Origin of the sequence: uncultured Psychrobacter sp. (genome assembly GCF_947488565.1) — a bacterium.
Taxonomy (GTDB): Bacteria; Pseudomonadota; Gammaproteobacteria; order Pseudomonadales; family Moraxellaceae; genus Psychrobacter; species Psychrobacter saeujeotis.
The window spans coordinates 51,336-67,584 of the sequence record NZ_CANKZC010000004.1 but is presented as its reverse complement, the minus strand read 5'-3'; the positions used below and the strand labels follow the sequence as shown (position 1 = coordinate 67,584).

At 42.4% G+C, this 16,249-nt stretch carries 14 protein-coding genes; 8 read left to right on the top strand and 6 right to left on the bottom strand.

The window, feature by feature from the left end:
- Window positions 1-22: 22 nt before the first annotated feature.
- The 3 genes from Q0890_RS09550 to Q0890_RS09540 all read right to left on the bottom strand — a co-directional run bounded on the left by Q0890_RS09550 (window position 23) and on the right by Q0890_RS09540 (window position 3,294).
- Entirely contained in the window at window positions 23-1,276 is a 1,254-nt protein-coding gene (locus Q0890_RS09550) for an NnrS family protein (protein WP_299220047.1), read from the bottom strand.
- A gap of 104 nt (window positions 1,277-1,380) precedes the next feature.
- Window positions 1,381-1,818, bottom strand: a complete 438-nt coding sequence (locus tag Q0890_RS09545) for a DUF3429 domain-containing protein (RefSeq protein ID WP_299220044.1) — start codon at window positions 1,816-1,818, stop codon at window positions 1,381-1,383.
- Between the two features lie 111 nt (window positions 1,819-1,929).
- Window positions 1,930-3,294 carry a DASH family cryptochrome gene (locus tag Q0890_RS09540; protein ID WP_299220041.1) on the bottom strand — a complete coding sequence of 455 codons (1,365 nt, stop codon included), beginning with the start codon at window positions 3,292-3,294 and terminating at the stop codon, window positions 1,930-1,932.
- 155 nt (window positions 3,295-3,449) lie between these two features.
- Here Q0890_RS09540 and Q0890_RS09535 point away from each other — a divergent pair, with 155 nt between their 5' ends.
- A complete protein-coding gene (locus tag Q0890_RS09535; RefSeq protein WP_299220038.1) occupies window positions 3,450-3,680 on the top strand; it encodes a hypothetical protein in 231 nt (76 codons plus the stop codon).
- A 103-nt stretch (window positions 3,681-3,783) separates the two neighbouring features.
- On the opposite strand, the gene Q0890_RS09530 is transcribed toward Q0890_RS09535, so the two are convergent.
- The gene (locus Q0890_RS09530) at window positions 3,784-5,274 is read right to left on the bottom strand and encodes an aldehyde dehydrogenase family protein (protein WP_299220036.1); all 1,491 of its coding nucleotides are present in this window, start codon (window positions 5,272-5,274) and stop codon (window positions 3,784-3,786) included.
- 403 nt (window positions 5,275-5,677) lie between these two features.
- Between Q0890_RS09530 and Q0890_RS09525 the strand changes: the two genes are divergently transcribed.
- From Q0890_RS09525 to Q0890_RS09495, 7 genes are all read left to right on the top strand, one after another.
- Entirely contained in the window at window positions 5,678-6,310 is a 633-nt protein-coding gene (locus Q0890_RS09525; RefSeq protein ID WP_299220034.1) for a TetR/AcrR family transcriptional regulator, read from the top strand.
- 394 nt (window positions 6,311-6,704) lie between these two features.
- Window positions 6,705-7,931, top strand: coding sequence for an iron-containing alcohol dehydrogenase (locus Q0890_RS09520; protein ID WP_299220030.1), 1,227 nt, complete (start codon window positions 6,705-6,707; stop codon window positions 7,929-7,931).
- 35 nt (window positions 7,932-7,966) lie between these two features.
- Entirely contained in the window at window positions 7,967-9,016 is a 1,050-nt protein-coding gene (locus Q0890_RS09515; protein WP_299220028.1) for an NADP-dependent oxidoreductase, read from the top strand.
- Window positions 9,017-9,249: 233 nt separating this feature from the next.
- Window positions 9,250-9,927, top strand: coding sequence for a type 1 glutamine amidotransferase domain-containing protein (locus Q0890_RS09510; RefSeq protein WP_299220025.1), 678 nt, complete (start codon window positions 9,250-9,252; stop codon window positions 9,925-9,927).
- Window positions 9,928-10,001: 74 nt separating this feature from the next.
- Window positions 10,002-10,637 (top strand): glutathione S-transferase family protein, encoded by a 636-nt coding sequence (locus Q0890_RS09505; protein WP_299220021.1) that lies wholly within the window; start codon window positions 10,002-10,004, stop codon window positions 10,635-10,637.
- A 257-nt stretch (window positions 10,638-10,894) separates the two neighbouring features.
- Window positions 10,895-12,511 carry an MFS transporter gene (locus tag Q0890_RS09500; protein ID WP_299220018.1) on the top strand — a complete coding sequence of 539 codons (1,617 nt, stop codon included), beginning with the start codon at window positions 10,895-10,897 and terminating at the stop codon, window positions 12,509-12,511.
- Window positions 12,512-12,612: 101 nt separating this feature from the next.
- The gene (locus tag Q0890_RS09495) at window positions 12,613-13,926 is read left to right on the top strand and encodes an HlyD family secretion protein (RefSeq protein ID WP_299220015.1); all 1,314 of its coding nucleotides are present in this window, start codon (window positions 12,613-12,615) and stop codon (window positions 13,924-13,926) included.
- Between the two features lie 109 nt (window positions 13,927-14,035).
- Here the strand turns inward: Q0890_RS09495 and pdxH are convergent, their stop codons facing one another.
- Both pdxH and glmM read right to left on the bottom strand, forming a co-directional pair.
- Window positions 14,036-14,704, bottom strand: a complete 669-nt coding sequence (pdxH, locus tag Q0890_RS09490) for a pyridoxamine 5'-phosphate oxidase (protein ID WP_299220013.1) — start codon at window positions 14,702-14,704, stop codon at window positions 14,036-14,038.
- 42 nt (window positions 14,705-14,746) lie between these two features.
- A complete protein-coding gene (gene glmM, locus Q0890_RS09485; protein WP_058368541.1) occupies window positions 14,747-16,111 on the bottom strand; it encodes a phosphoglucosamine mutase in 1,365 nt (454 codons plus the stop codon).
- Window positions 16,112-16,249: the final 138 nt, after the last annotated feature.

Here is a 16,249-nt window from a genome sequence, read left to right as displayed (position 1 = left end):
AAATCTCATCACTCGACCTTTATTATCCAAATAAACCGTCGGGTCTAGGACGTGCAAGCATCGGCAGATAGCTGATGCAAAATAGCACAAAGCAGGCAATCCATGCGCCTTGAGCGATCATAATCCATAACAGATAATGACTCATATCAGCGAGCGGTAATAGCACACGGCTCATAAATACCAGCACCATCAAGATATACATGATATTTACAGTCTTAGGTGGCTGATGAATACTGCGTCCTGTATGTCCAAGCGATACTCGCGTCATCATTGCAACTGTCATCATGCCAACACCTGCAATCGCTAACCCATGCATAGCAATACTGTGAGCGTAACCCAACCATGGCTGCAGTGCATAGAGCAAAAAACTTAAGCACATACCTATAAATGCAATATATAACGACCATAACAAGGGCTTTTGCCAAATACCGCGGTGATACCAACCAACTAGGCGTACAATGTTGACCACTGCTACCCCAAACGCGGTAATACTAAGCAAGTACGGATTAGGATAAAACACATCAACGATAAAAAACGCCAAAAAGAACAATAGGCTGGCGATATCTTGCGTTTTACTATTGCGTAGACTGACGGTTTTTTTGACACCTGCCGCATTAGGCAGACTAAGACCACGTTCAATAAAGAATGGTACAACCCGCCTGCCAATCGTTAATACCAAACCGATAATCAAGTAAAAGCCCAAGTAAATACCAACTTTGGTCGTACTCATATCGGCATTGACAATGCCCCAATAACATAAGCCGTTGCCCAACGTTAATAAAGCCAGCTTTGCTAATATACCCATCTGCTTATATTGCTTAACTTGCAATACTGCTCGAAAGATAACAAAAGCCATCGAGCCGACGAACAATAAATCAAATACTGCTGCTACATATAACAACGATATACTGCCACTTGCAATCGTCATTCCAAGCCCAAAAGCAAGCCAGCTAAGCCGTGCCAAGAGCCAGCAAACAAAGATAGCCAGTAGCTTGTAGCCGTGTGGCATCATCACCCCTGTCCATGTCTTGACCGCAGTCAGCAAAAACCCTGCCACCACTGCCAAGGCATAACCATAAATCATCTCGTGACCATGCCAATATAGCGGATTCAAAACCTGTGCATCAATATCAGTATGACCGGTAAACACAAATGACCACAGCACCATCATCACTATGGCAAATATCGCTGCTGCACTAAAAAATATGCGAAAGCTTAAATTAAGAATAGGATGCGGAGAGCTCGGCGGCTTGCTAGGTAAATTGATGGATTGCATGACTGTCTTCTTAGGATTAATGAAACAACGAATAACACTTAACATTCATTTTAGATGAATGTTAAGTGTTATTCAATGGATGTTAGTATCCTATAAGACAACTTTTACAATTGCACAGCTGAAATTATGAGGGCTAAAACCACTATCACCGTGACATACTTTCTCACTTTAAAATAAACATGACTTATAATCTGTGCTTGTTGAAGATTATAATCAATAATCAATAGTCCAATAAAACCAACAACCAATAGCCTAATAAAACCAACAGTTGATAAGCTTAAAAAGCCCAACCATAGACCAAGCGCAATGATATTACTAAATATAGGAATCTTAATCGCCCATGTGTTGTCATCAGCTAAAGCAAGATGATTGCCCCAGTGTGCCCCTGCCATGAACGATGCAATTACTAGCCCATAGACAGAAAGAACATGCGCGGTGGTCCCTAATATTCGTATGGCATCAATGCCCATCGTAATAAAGATAGCGCAGGCGATGAATGGAATAGTACCGGCAAAGGTTAAATAAGGACTTGGTTTTTTCATAATTTTATATTCATTGTATTTGTATTTGTATTATCGAAATTGTCTCGTATTGACGTTGTCTTGTACTAAGAGATTTCATTTAAAACTTACCCGCTATTTTAACTTACCTTATTACTTTGTTGCCTTGCTGCCTTGCCATTTATTAATAAAATCGCCTTGTGGATCGTATTGTTGAGTTTGTTTGTCAAGATTAAATTGTCGACACCCTCTAGGATCTGCGCCTACCCCTGCTAGGTACTGCCAGTTGCCCCAGTTGCTAGCCACATCATAATCAATAAGGTACTGCTCAAAATGGGTCGCACCATAACGCCAGTCAACACCCAGTTCATGAATCAAGCAGCTGGCGACCAATTGCCTACCACGATTTGACATATAACCAGTCGCTTTTAGCTGCTTCATACAGGCATTCACGATAGGATAAGCGGTCTCTCCATTTTGCCATTGTTGCAAACGCTTTTTATGATATTGAGTCGATGGTTTATATGCGCCAATACCCTGAAATAAAAAGAGCTTTTGCTGATGTATGTTGGCGTACCAATAAAAATATTCACGCCACAATAACTCAAACCATATCCAATACGTTGACTCGTTAGCAATCGTGTCGCGTTCATAATGACGTAGTCGATTGAGTAGCGTCTTCACAGATAGCGAACCATTGGCCAGCCATGCCGAAAACTTCGTAGAATGTGTCCACGTATCGAGTGCATTACGAGTTATTTTATAGCTGCTGGGTGCGTCAGACTCAAAGTAGGCGTTTAAATGAGCCACTGCCTGCCCCTCTCCGCCGACAAAGTTGGAGTCTAACTGTATAGATTTATCAGCTATTTTGATGCTCAAAGCGTAATTGTTACTGTTTAATGCTTGAGGGAGTGGCGGTAGTTTGTTAGGTGTTTGAAAGGTGACAAGATCGTCTTCAGCCTCCAATAAATTGTTATCTGTTTCAACTTTTTTACGAAATTGTGTAAAACTTTTAGGCAAATCGTCTGTAGGCAACTGATTAAATAACGTGGCCGTTGATAATACATGCCAACGTACCTTTGGGTATTTGTCCTGCAAAACATCATATGCTTGGTTTTGTGCGTAGTCTGCTGTGGCACTGATACAAATATCAGTGACCTGTTGTGCTTCGATGAGCTGACACAGTTGTTTAAACGTATCCAACTCTTTAGGGTGATTGTCTGGTTTTAGATAAAGCAAGCGATTACCAAGGCGCGCTAATGACTGATTTAGATCGATCAGACTTTCTTGTAAGAACTGCTGACGAGCAAAACCCATTTCATCGAAACAATAAGCTGGTCCCCAGTTACTTTTCGTCAAACTGGCAGCCAAAAACGAGACGTAAACGAGGATTAGGGTTCCATCTTCGTGGCTACTGGCCAATTGTGCCGCTGTTATCAATGTCTCATTATCATGTACTCGTATGTCATTATGAAATAACATCAATACAGTTTTTTTATTCAAAGTTTGACTGGACATATCGTTAACTCTCAAAACGTGAGCGTACTCAGTTGATTACCAAAAGTAAAACTTAAAAATACCACAGTCCTTAACATTTAGCACCGTTATTGTACTTACGAGCATTGACTCTCGGTGGCCTGCCTGCTTAAATGAGTCACTTCTAGGAGAATACTATGACTGAAGAAAACGCACCGCAAGAGAAACGTAAAATCGTCAATAAGTTTTTGATGATCCTTACAAAAGAGCAGCCGCAAATGTATTATGCGACGACAACCGAGATCTCTCGTAGCATTCATACGATGATAAAAGAACACACCAACCGCTTATCAGTAGAAGAACAAGCGCTCGTTAGAAATATGACTGTTGAAGAAATCGGAGCGCTATTGGGTTTTCATTCTCATTAGCACTGCTATTAATAGAACAACTGATGCTTGGATACAAGACTCACGCAAAAAAGACCGCCATTAGAGCGGTCTTTTTTATGTATCTTCATTCAATCGGCTGCCATTAAAATGGATACTGACGCGGTTCGTTTTGCATTGATATCCAATGCGTTCTGGTAAACTCTTCAAGTATCCACTCTCCATTAAAACGGCCAATACCTGAGTTTTTCTCACCGCCAAATGGTACGTTGCTCTCATCGTTCACTGAGATATCATTGATGTGGGTCATGCCAGCTCTGATACCACGAGCGAAACGCAGGCCTTTTTGCATGTCTGAGGTAAACACCGCACTAGACAAACCATACATAGAAGCGTTGGCAATCGATAATGCATCGTCCTCATCTTTAGCACGAATAATGCCAACCAATGGTCCAAACACCTCATTGCATGACAAGTCCATCTCACGAGTCACTTCGGTAAAGACATGCGGCGGCACGACCTGACCTTTAATCTCACCGCTTAAAACCATGTTGGCACCTTCTTCTTGTGCTTTAGCGATTTTTTCTTGTAGTGATGTAACTTGTTTTTCATTAATAATTGGACCGACTGCCGTGTCCTGTTTACTTGGATCACCAACGTTTAAAGTCTTAACGTGCGCTAAGAAACGCTCTACGAAGTCGTCATAAATACTATCTTCAACGATAATACGATTGATAGCGATACAGATCTGACCTTGATGCAAAAACTTACCAAAAGCAGCGGCTTTAACTGCTTGTTCGATGTCAGCATCTTTTAATACCACAAACGGACTGTTCCCGCCCAGCTCAAGCGCGACTTGTTTGAGATAGTCACCACCATTGGCCAGCTCACCAATGTGCTTGCCGACTGAGGTCGAACCAGTAAAGGATACAAAGCTTGGAATATCATGCGTGACGATGGCATCACCAATCTCACTACCAGCACCAACGACGACGTTGAGTAATCCTTTTGGCAGACCGGCTTCTTCAAATATTTTGGCGAGCAATAAACCACCCGTAACAGGCGTGTCACTGGCAGGCTTAAGTACGACCGCGTTGCCAAGGGCTAGTGCAGGTGCGATAGAACGCTGAGTGAGATGTAACGGGAAGTTCCATGGGCTAATAACCGCGACGACTCCAATTGGCTCACGGTAGACAAAGTTTTCTTTGCCTGGCGTATTCGATGGACGAATTTCACCGTGGACACGATTGGGAAAAGTAGCAGCTTCAAGCGTAATCGCACGCGCACTACCGAACTCGACCATTGCTTTGATACGCGTACTGCCCGACTCTCTAATGAGCCAATCGACTATTTCATCTTGACGTTGATCTAAAATATTCACGACGTTATACATTAAACTGGCACGCTCAGCGGGTGTCTTTTGCGCCCATTCTTTTTGTGCCGCATTTGCTGCTTGATAAGCTTCATCAAGCTGCTTGCTGGTGGCCTGTTTAATCTCGACCAGCGTATCGTTATTATATGGATTGACATCAGTATTGACGCTGTCATCTTGCCCGCTTTGCCATTCCCCTGCAATGTATTGCAGATGAAAGTCGCTATACGCGTTATTATTACTATTAGTATTATTGGTTGTCATATCTACTATCCTTGATTAGTTGTAATCATTATTAATGTAGTGCTAGTTGAAATTATTGTTTATAAAAACATGTTGTGCAAATTAGATAAGAGCCTACTAGAAGGCCAAACTATCTATAACATATAAGCGATTAATACATAAGTGATAAACCTATTGGTTTAAACGCTAAGCTTGCTAGACGACTGGTCTAATGTTAACATAGAAGACAGTTAAAACAAGACTGCTTTAGCTTTAAACATTGTTGATAAAACGTAACTTCTATAAAATCATACTTATGTAATATAGCACTACATGACACTATGCAATGTTTTTAAGCGTTATGATCCGATGTCTTCTTTCAACATTCTTATACCAATATAATTATAAAATTAAAAAACATTGCTCCAAGGAGAACATAGCTCTTATGTCCATTACTAAAACGTCTACATCATCAGACATTGCTCCGTCAGATATCACCCCATTAGATACAAGGGCCCATCTACTAGCGATAGGCTATCAACTTATCGCTCAAAAAGGCTTCACTGCTGTCGGTATCAAGCAGATACTAGATACGGCAGGCGTCCCTAAAGGTTCTTTTTATCATTACTTTGCATCAAAAGAAGCGTTTGGTGAAGCCATTATTAATCATTACTTTACCAAGTATAAGAACCGCCTTGAGACTATTGGCGCGCAAGATATTAGTGCTCAGCAAAAAATTTATGATTATTTCCAAAGCTGGTATGACACGCAACAAAACGGCTGTGACCATGAAAAGTGCTTGGTTGTTAAGCTTAGTGCTGAGGTTGCCGATATGTCAGAGCCTATGCGTAAAGTGCTTTATGCTGGTTACCAGCAGACCATTAGCTGGCTTGCCGAACAGATTAAAGCTGGTTGGGCGGACAACTCTGTACCAAAACTGGATAATATAGCTGCAGAGAGTATGGCGAAGCGTTGGTACTTTGCTTGGCTTGGCGCCAGCTTGATCGCTAAAATCAGCCAAACCAATACCCCACTTGCCGAAGTATGGCAAATGACGACCACTGAGATGGGCCGCTAATAGAGGCTCTTTGCCTTTGTACGTACCTAGCTCTTTTCTATAGTTAACTTCGATTTTATAAAAGTATTGTTAAAACTTACTTTCTTTTAGATATGTTCCTTTGTTTGTCACCAGTCATCTAACCCCAACTAAGCCACTCTCAAAATAATCTAAGTAACGCTTCACAATAGATGAACTATCAGGCTTGGACCTTGAGTTCTACACAGATATTTTCGCTTTCTTATTTTCATATTCGATTTTATACAAATTATAGATATACGAGAGTTTTGTAAACAATACTAGACGACCGGTCTAATTAATGTACAATGCCCACATAACAAAAACGAATCAGACGATTGCTCAATTTTTTGCAAACCATCTATTCAGTTAATACTCAATAAATTTTAGGAATCTTATGAATAACTTTCAATATTACAACCCAGTACGCATCGTTTTTGGTGAAGGTCAAATCGAACAATTATCAGATTTAGTACCTAATGATGCAAAAGTACTGATTACTTATGGTGGCGGTTCAGCTGAACGCACAGGTACCCTAGATGAAGTCAGAAAAGCGTTAGCAACGAACGGAAATCGCGAAGTCTTTGAGTTTGGCGGTATTGAGCCAAACCCAGAGTTCAATACGTTGCTTAAAGCGGCTGATATGGTCAATGAACATAACATTGACTTCCTATTAGCCGTTGGTGGTGGTTCAGTCATTGATGGCAGTAAGTTTGTCGCATTAGTCTCCTCACTTACCGAGGATGACAATGCAGACCGCACTGTCTCACGTGAAAAAGCCTGGGATGCACTGCTCAGTGGTTGTGCAAATATAGACACTGCCATCGATTTGGGTGCTGTACTGACTATCCCAGCGACGGGTTCTGAGATGAACAATGGCGGCGTGGTCAATCATAGCGAGCGTCAAGCAAAGCTACCTTTTCGCAGTCCATTAGTCTTCCCTAAATTCTCAATCTTAGATCCGACTAAAACCCTCACTTTGCCTGAGCGTCAGGTTATGAATGGTGTTGCGGATGCCTTTGTCCACGTGATGGAGCAATATCTGACTTATCCAGTCAATGCAAAAGTGCAAGATGCCTTTGCTGAGAGCTTACTTAAAATTTTGATTGAAGAAGGCGCAGCGGTCAAAGCAGATCCAGAAAACTTAGAAACTCGTAAAAACATCATGTGGACAGCTACCATGGCGCTTAATGGCCTCATTGGTACTGGCGTACCACAGGACTGGACCACGCATATGGTTGGTCATGAGCTGACGTCATTACATAGCATTGATCATGCTCGTACCCTTACTATTTTATTGCCATCAGTACTGCGTGAGCTTAAAGAAAGCAAAAAAGACAAACTTCTTCAATATGCACGTAACGTTTGGGCCATTGATAGCAACAGTGATACAAAACAAGACGACGACAGCATCATCGAGACTGCTATCGTTAAGACTGAGAACTTCTTCCGTAGCCTTGGCCTACCAGTTAGCTTGGCAGATGAAAAGCTTGATGAGTCAGCGATTGACCCTATTATCAAGCAGCTTGAAGCGCATAACATGGTAAAACTGGGCGAACATGGTAACAATGATTTAGAAGTATCACGTCGTATCTTAGAGCGTTCGTTAACCAGTGCCGCTTAAAAACTTTAAACCAATAAATAAAAAGGATTATTAAAATGAGCTTTGATAAACAGCAAAACCAAGAAACAAACCGTCAAATTAAATTGGCCAGTCGCCCTCACGGCGAACCAAAATCTGAAAACTTTGACATGACAACCAGCGATATCCCAACGCCAAACGACAATGAGATGCTGCTACGTACCGTTTACCTATCATTGGACCCATACATGCGTGGACGTATGAGTGATGCCAAAAGCTATGCTGACCCATTAGAGGTTGGTGATGTCATTATGGGTGCAACCGTTGCTCAAGTCGTTGAATCTAACCTTGATAAATTTGCCGTCGGTGATTTGGTGGTTGCAAACGCAGGCTGGCAGGATTACAGCGTCAGTGATGGCGAGGGTGTGCTGAAACTAGACAAAGATATGCCAAACCCCTCTTATGGTTTAGGCGTACTCGGTATGCCAGGCTTTACTGGTTACATGGGTTTGACGGATATTGGTAAACCACAAAAAGGGGAGACGCTGGTCGTTGCTGCTGCAACTGGCCCCGTTGGTGCAACGGTTGGTCAAGTGGGTAATCAATATGGTACCCGTACCGTTGGTATTGCTGGTGGTAAAGACAAGTGTGATTTTGCCGTTAATGAGCTTGGCTTTGATGTCTGTATTGACCATAAAGCGGACGACTTTGCCGAGCAGTTAAAAGCCGCTTGCCCAGATGGTATCGATATCTATTATGAAAACGTCGGTGGTAAAGTATTTGACGCGGTCATGCCGTTATTAAATGCTCATGCCCGTATCCCAGTCTGTGGCCTAGTCTCACAATACAACGCGACTGAACTGCCTGATGGTAAAGATCGTTTGGGCGTATTAATGGGCAATGTGTTGAGCCGTCGTCTTACTATTAAAGGCTTTATCATCTTTGAAGAGTATGGCGATCACTTCCCAGAGTTTCTCAAAACGATGAGCAAATGGGTAGAGTCAGGCGAAGTGAAGACCAAAGAATACATCGCTGAAGGCTTAGACGATGCGCCAAATGCCTTTGTTCGTATGTTAAATGGCGACAACTTTGGTAAAACAGTGGTCAAAGTAGCGGATGTAAAATAGCTTTTGTTAATTGACTGATGTTCAATAGACGGTTAAATAACAGACAGTTAAATAACGACTTAACAACACAATTTGTTAAGACAACTACTGAAAATGACGTCTGAACCATGAATACTGTTACATGGATATGGCTAGCAGTCATCGTTAATACATCTACTGATTAAGTATGATTGTTTAGACACGACTGCTAACCATCAACCAATTAAAAATAAATTTAATAAAAAAGGACAACTATGAATATTTTAATGGTACTAACCTCACACGACGAATTGGGCGATACCGGTAAAAAAACGGGTTTTTGGCTGGAAGAATTTGCCGCCCCTTATTATGCTTTTCTTGATGCTGGCGCTAATGTAACCCTCGCCTCTCCTGCTGGCGGTCAGCCACCACTTGACCCTAGTAGTGATACTGAAGACGCGCAAACCAAAGACACCAAGCGTTTTAAAGAAGACAGCGATGCGCAAAAGCATCTTGCCAATACCAAAAAACTGGCTGATATGAAGGCAGAAGATTTTGACTCCGTATTTTATCCTGGTGGTCATGGTCCACTGTGGGATTTGGCAGTCGATAAAAACTCTATCAATTTGATTGAAACCTTTGTCAAGCAAGATAAGCCTGTTGCTTTTGTTTGTCACTCTCCCGCCGCACTCAAAAACGTCAAGGTCGACGGCGAGTACTTAGTAAAAGGCAAAACCGTTACTGGCTTTACCAACTCAGAAGAAGATGCCGTTGGCCTTACCGATGTAGTGCCATTCTTAGTAGAAGATGCGCTAAAAGCCAATGGCGGTAACTATGAAAAAGCCGCTGATTGGGAGTCATTTGTGGTCGAAGATGGTTTATTGATAACTGGTCAAAACCCAGCTTCATCAGAAGAAGCAGCTAAAAGATTAATGACCAAGCTCAAAGGTTAGCGCTTAAAAGCTAACGCTAAGAGATTGGTAGCATTGACTTTGCATACAATAAACCACATGAAGAGACTAACATCATGATTCGCTTACATCATCTTAATCAATCACGCTCGTTACGTACGCTTTGGCTCTTAGAAGAGCTTGGCGAACCCTATGAGATTGTCAGCTATCAACGTAATGCCAATACCAATTTGGCACCAGATAGCCTCAAAGCAGTACACCCATTGGGTAAGTCGCCCGTTATTGAAATAGATGGGGTGATGTACGCAGAATCGGGGGCGATCACACAACTATTAATTGAGCGATTTGCACCTGATAGTTTGCGCCCTGCCATAGACAGCAGTGACTATGGGCATTATCTACAGTGGATAGATTTTGCTGAAAGCTCGCTCATGGTGCCTTTATTGCTGGAATTGTTTGTTAACAAGGCTGGCGTCAATGACAATGATTTTTTGAATGGCTACATCGGTGCAGAAAAACACAAGCTGCTTAGCTATTTAAACGATGAAGTAAAAGATAAATCCTTTATCGTTGGCAACAAGTTAAGCGGTGCAGACTTTATGCTATCGTTTGATTTGATTATGCTTGCTAAGCGCAAACAGTTAGAGGACTACCCTCATATTAAGCAATATGCCTTACAGCTTGCTAATATTGATAGCTATCAAAGCGCCATGCGTCTTGAAGCCGAGCATGACCAATCAAGCTCATTATAGAATCATTTAAGTAATACTTGAAACTGACCGTTATTCTGATGACTCTATATAGATTATTACTTAATCATCTCGACAGCACCTTAAATACCATATGCCGAATATGATAAAATAGCTCAAGTGTGTCTTGAGCTATTTTTTTGTCCTATGATTGATCATCGTCAGTCAATACTTGCAAGGCTGTAGTTTATAAACGGCTTACAAGCTATGATAAGACTTTATTCATCCATGCCTATTACCTCTATCCTTGAGTACTGAATATGAGTGCTGAATACCAATTTAAGCCCCATGAACAGCCGTTTATGTTGGGCTCTCCTGCTACCCCTGATCATCCTACACGTCGCAAGGTACTCTACTTACTCATCGGTATCTTTATCGGTCTAACCGCCAGTTTTCAAAACGGCTTATTGGTCGCTAACCTTACTCAAATTCAAGGTGACATGGGCTTAACCCCTGTTGAAGGCGGCTGGATATCTGTCGCTTATAACATGACCAATGCTTGCATTACTGTCTTGCTTTATAAAATACGTCAGCAGTTTGGTATGTCGTTGTTTAGCAAAATTACCTTATTCTTTTTATTATCAGCGACTAGTATGCAGTGGTTGGTTAGTAGCAACCTATTATCTGGTGCGACTAGCATTAGTATTGAGCCTTACTATTTAGAACTTATCGCGCGTGGCTTTAGTGGGGTGGTAGCTAGTGCGATGACAGTATTGTCTATTTTTTATTGTCTACAAGGCATGCCTACTGCGCGGCGTATTAGTGGACTGATTTTAGGGTTTGGTCTGGTGCAGTTCGGTATTCCGCTATCACGTATTATCTCACCTTATTTAGCGATTGATGGTCAACTTGAAAATTTGTTTTTGTTTGAGTTTGGCCTTGCACTGATATGTTTTGGGCTTATTAATATTCTTGAGCTACCACCTGGTAATACTGAAAAGGTATTTGAAAAGCTTGATATCCTGAGCTTTGCCTTTTTTGCCACAGGTCTTGCCGCATTATCTGTGTTCTTGGTGCAAGGACGGATTTTATGGTGGACGACACCTTGGTTAAGTTATCCACTAATCATTTCAGTAGCCACGATAGCTATTGCTTTATGGATTGAAACTCACCGCAAGAGTCCTATGCTACAAGTGCGCTGGATGCGTAGCCGTACTATCATCGCCTTTATGATAACAGGCGCTGTGATGCGTATTTTGCTATCAGAACAAAACGTTGGTGCAGCAGGACTACTGGCCAATTTGGGTTATGGCAATGATCAGCTGGTTGTTTTTTATGCAGTGATATTGGTTGCTAGCGTACTAGCATTAGTGCTGAGTATTTTTAAAACCAATGCAATGGATTTACGTCGCCCAGTTATTTTCTCTGTTGCCCTAATTGCTATTGGTGCTTGGCTAGATACAGGCGTATCCCTAAACTCTGCGCCACATATGTTTTATCTCAGTCAGTTTATGATCGCTTTTGCTGCGGTATATTTTATGGGGCCTATGGTCTTTGAGGGTATGTTTCGTGCAATTGCCAACGGTCCAGCTTACATTATTAGCTTTTCAGTCATCTTTGGAATTTCCCAAACCGTAGGAGGCTTAGCAGGCGCAGCAGGCATTCAAGCCTTTACGACCATTCGCACTCAAATGCACTATGCCGATATGGTCAGCTCAATGAATGCAGTCAATACTGCTACGCTGCCACAAATGCTGCAAGGCATTCAGCGTCAAGCAACGGTCGCCGCTTATGATGATTTGTTCTTTTTGATGGCAGTGAGCGCCACTATCGCGACCCTATACTTATTGATGGTTTATTTTTATTATCGTTATCATAAGCGCAATCCGCTTGGCAAGGAGCTGGCCGCATTGGCAGAGATGATGGGCAAGAAATAGCGATTAGTGTGAATTTTATTGGGTATTCTACCTCTACTCTTATCTTATGATTATTTTTTAAAGTTACTTACTATGTTTAATAAATTCCTTGGGAGTGCATCATGAATGACAAAAAACCTTATGGCTCTAATGATGCACGCACGCCTAACAAAGCGTCTGAACAACAAATCGCTACGCCTGTGGACTCGTCAGCCGAGACTCGCAACATACCTGAGCCTGCAACTACCAAGCTTGAGACATCTGAGCACCAAACAACCGCTGTCTTAAATAAACCTGAAGATTCCAATGATAAGATAAATACAGATGGCGTAACCGTTGAAACGGGAAATGACACACCGATGCCGCCCACTGAACCTATTCCTGCACCTACAGGCTGGTCACCAAAAAAGAAATCACTATTTAATTTGGTTTTGCTTGTTGGGTTGATTGTTATTGGTATAGCGTTGATCCTATATGCGTGGAAACTGCCACCTTTCACACCAACGCTGCAGCAGACCGACAACGCCTTTGTTAAGGGCCAAACCACTATTATTAGCCCACAAGTCTCAGGCTATGTGACAGAAGTTGCCGTACAAGATTTTGAAAATGTGCAAGCAGGCGATCTGCTCGTCAAGATCGACGATCGTGCCTTTCAGCAGCAGCTGGAACAAGCGCAGGCGAACATCGAAATAGCAGACACCGATCGCTCAAGCAATGTGCAAGATACGCAGTCAAGTCAGGCGCAAGTCGAAGCACGAGAAGCTGACTTATATAGTGCCAAAGTCAGTGTTAATAGCGCACGTGAAGATGTCAAACGCTATGAAGGACTTGATGCAATTGGCGCTGTGTCAAAGGCAGAGGTTGCCCATACCAAAGCTCAGCTGGCTCAAGCACAGGCGAGCGTACAGCAAGCTGAGGCCAATTTACAAGTAGCGCTTGAAGCCAGTAAAAAAACCAGTGGCAGTCGCTCCTCACTTGATGCCAACATTAAAAACGCGGCAGCTGGTGTCAAGCAAGCACAAATCAATCTAGAAAATACGATTATTACCGCGCCTGAATCGGGGCAATTGAGCCAAGTTAGCGTTAAGACTGGACAATACGTTAGTGCTGGTACACAGCTGATGTATATTGTTCCAAAAGGCGTCTGGGTTATTGCCAACTTTAAAGAAACTCAAGTTGCAAATATGACTGTCGGTGAGCCTGCTACTGTTCATGTCGATGCTTTAGGCGGTACCGAATTTTACGGTCATGTCAGTAACATCTCACCGGCAACAGGAAGCGAATTTAGCGTAGGTGCCTCTAACCCTGCTACTGGTAACTACATTAAGATTGCGCAGCGCATTCCGGTACGTATTGACTTAGATCAAGACCAAGCAGCGCTGGTACAGTTACGTCCTGGCATGTCAGTATCAGCAAGTGTTGATACCAAAGAATAGCACTATGCAGTGTGCGATGTAACATAAAAGGCCATGCTATAGCTTGTGTTAACACAGACTATAGCATGGCCTTTTATGGCTACATTCTTATTATTAACGATATATCAGATTATGGCAGTAAGCGCTTGGTAGACCAGCTAGCGTCGTTTTTATTCACATTATTGCTATTACTGTCACGAGTATAGACAATACGGTCATGCATGCGACTGGCACGTCCCTGCCAAAACTCTATCTCATGAATAGTAATCTCATAACCACCCCAAAATTCTGGCGTTGGTACTTGACTGTTTTCTGGATAGTCGTTTTGCAGCGCCTCAAACGTTTGTTCCATCACTTCACGATTGGCCACTTCACCGCTTTGTGGTTGACTGACCCATGCGCCTACTTGGCTATCATGCGGACGCTTTTGAAAGTAAGCGGCAGATTTATCAGCATCTATTTTAGCAATGCTACCACTAATACGAATTTGACGCTCAAGCTCATGCCAAAAGAACAGTACCTCAGCATTGGGGTTCTCGCTGATATCTTGACCTTTGGCGCTTTCGTAATTGGTATAAAACACAATACCAGTATCGGTAATCTCGCGCATAAGGACGATACGAACGCTCGGTTTTTGGTCTGTACCGCAAGTTGCTAGGCTCATAGCGTATGGCTCTTGTACTTGCTGCGCTATCGCCTCATCCATCCAAGTTTTTAGCAGCTCAAACGGCGATGCTGGTATTGATTGCTGATCAAGACTGCCTTTTTCGTATGACAAACGCTGGTCAGTAAAGTCCATGCTCACTATATCCCCTTATCTTAAGATTATTGTATTAAACGGTTAACCCAGTACTGCTTTGATTTTATCTGCTAAGTCATTGGCCATAACATCACATTCAATCTCATCATCTGACTCAACCATCACTCGAATCATAGGCTCTGTACCTGATTGACGGATAAGCAGACGTCCTCGACCTTCTAAAGTAGCTTGTGCTTTATCAAAAGCTTGCACCAACTCTTCTTGCTCGTAAGGATCTTGCATTTGATTCAAGCGAACATTGACAAGCTTTTGCGGTAAGATTTCAAACCCTTCTGTTAGCTCACTTAATGCTTTGCCCTCTGATTGCATAACGGCAAGTACTTGCAGGCTTGCAATAATAGCGTCACCGGTACGGCTTTTATCCAAACATAATATATGCCCTGATGGCTCACCGCCTAATAACCAATCATTGGCGGCAAGCTCTTGCATAACATAGCGATCACCGACTTTCGCACGAGTGAACTCAATTCCTGCATTTTGTAGTGCAAGCTCTAGGCCCATATTACTCATCAAGGTTCCAACAACCCCCTTGACACGTGACTGTCCTTGAGTAGCAAGCACATATAGGATGCCATCACCATCAACCAGCTTACCCGTTTCGTCTACCATGACGATACGGTCTCCATCTCCATCTAGTGCAATGCCAACGTCTGCATCATATTCTAAAACCGCTTTTTGCAGACCTTCAGGATGTGTTGAGCCGCAGTCGGCATTGATATTGATACCATCAGGTTTATTATTAATAGGTATTACAGTAGCGCCAAGCTCACGCATGACTCTTGGAGCGACACTATAGCCTGCACCATTGGCGCAATCTACGACAACCGTCAAATGACTCAGATCATATTGATAAGGAAAAGTTCCTTTACAAAATTCGATGTAGCGACCTGTAGCATCATTGATGCGAGTGTGCTTACCCAACTGCGATGGGTCTATGATAGGCATCAGTAAGTCGTCGTTAGTGGGATTCATCATCGCTTGCAATTTATCGTTGATAGCATCTTGCATCTCATCAGTTAGCTTTTTGCCATCGCCTGAAAACAGCTTGATACCGTTATCATAGTAAGGATTATGCGAGGCTGAAATAACAACACCAGCATCAGCATGAAAGCTACGAGTAATATGCGCAATAGCTGGCGTGGGTAGCGGACCTAGCATATGTACATCGACGCCTGCTGCGTTAAAGCCTGCTTGCAGTGCTCCCTCAATCACATAACCTGAAAGACGGGTGTCTTTACCGATGACCACACTAGGTTTACGATTAGGATTATCATTATTCTCTATAAGCACCCGTCCTGTTACATAGCCCAATTTTAAAATAAAATCTGGTGTAATAGGTAGTTGTCCAAATTTTCCACGTATACCATCGGTGCCAAAATAGCTCATTATGATTATATCCTTGTGCTAGCTGTTAGCGATAACAGACTCCAAACGCCTTTAGGCATGGTAGTCTGTCCACTAAATTTATTTTATAAAAAAAGCCAACAATACACGAGCATTGTTGACTGTTGTATTCTAAGACAT

Bases quoted from the DNA above. Each gene is read 5' to 3' on its own strand.
- Q0890_RS09550 (WP_299220047.1), bottom strand. From the start codon at position 1,276: ATGCAATCCATCAATTTACCTAGCAAGCCGCCGAGCTCTCCGCATCCT.
- Q0890_RS09545 (WP_299220044.1), bottom strand. From the start codon at position 1,818: ATGAAAAAACCAAGTCCTTATTTAACCTTTGCCGGTACTATTCCATTC.
- Q0890_RS09540 (WP_299220041.1), bottom strand. From the start codon at position 3,294: ATGTCCAGTCAAACTTTGAATAAAAAAACTGTATTGATGTTATTTCAT.
- Q0890_RS09535 (WP_299220038.1), top strand. From the start codon at position 3,450: ATGACTGAAGAAAACGCACCGCAAGAGAAACGTAAAATCGTCAATAAG.
- Q0890_RS09530 (WP_299220036.1), bottom strand. From the start codon at position 5,274: ATGACAACCAATAATACTAATAGTAATAATAACGCGTATAGCGACTTT.
- Q0890_RS09525 (WP_299220034.1), top strand. From the start codon at position 5,678: ATGTCCATTACTAAAACGTCTACATCATCAGACATTGCTCCGTCAGAT.
- Q0890_RS09520 (WP_299220030.1), top strand. From the start codon at position 6,705: ATGAATAACTTTCAATATTACAACCCAGTACGCATCGTTTTTGGTGAA.
- Q0890_RS09515 (WP_299220028.1), top strand. From the start codon at position 7,967: ATGAGCTTTGATAAACAGCAAAACCAAGAAACAAACCGTCAAATTAAA.
- Q0890_RS09510 (WP_299220025.1), top strand. From the start codon at position 9,250: ATGAATATTTTAATGGTACTAACCTCACACGACGAATTGGGCGATACC.
- Q0890_RS09505 (WP_299220021.1), top strand. From the start codon at position 10,002: ATGATTCGCTTACATCATCTTAATCAATCACGCTCGTTACGTACGCTT.
- Q0890_RS09500 (WP_299220018.1), top strand. From the start codon at position 10,895: ATGAGTGCTGAATACCAATTTAAGCCCCATGAACAGCCGTTTATGTTG.
- Q0890_RS09495 (WP_299220015.1), top strand. From the start codon at position 12,613: ATGAATGACAAAAAACCTTATGGCTCTAATGATGCACGCACGCCTAAC.
- pdxH (WP_299220013.1), bottom strand. From the start codon at position 14,704: ATGGACTTTACTGACCAGCGTTTGTCATACGAAAAAGGCAGTCTTGAT.
- glmM (WP_058368541.1), bottom strand. From the start codon at position 16,111: ATGAGCTATTTTGGCACCGATGGTATACGTGGAAAATTTGGACAACTA.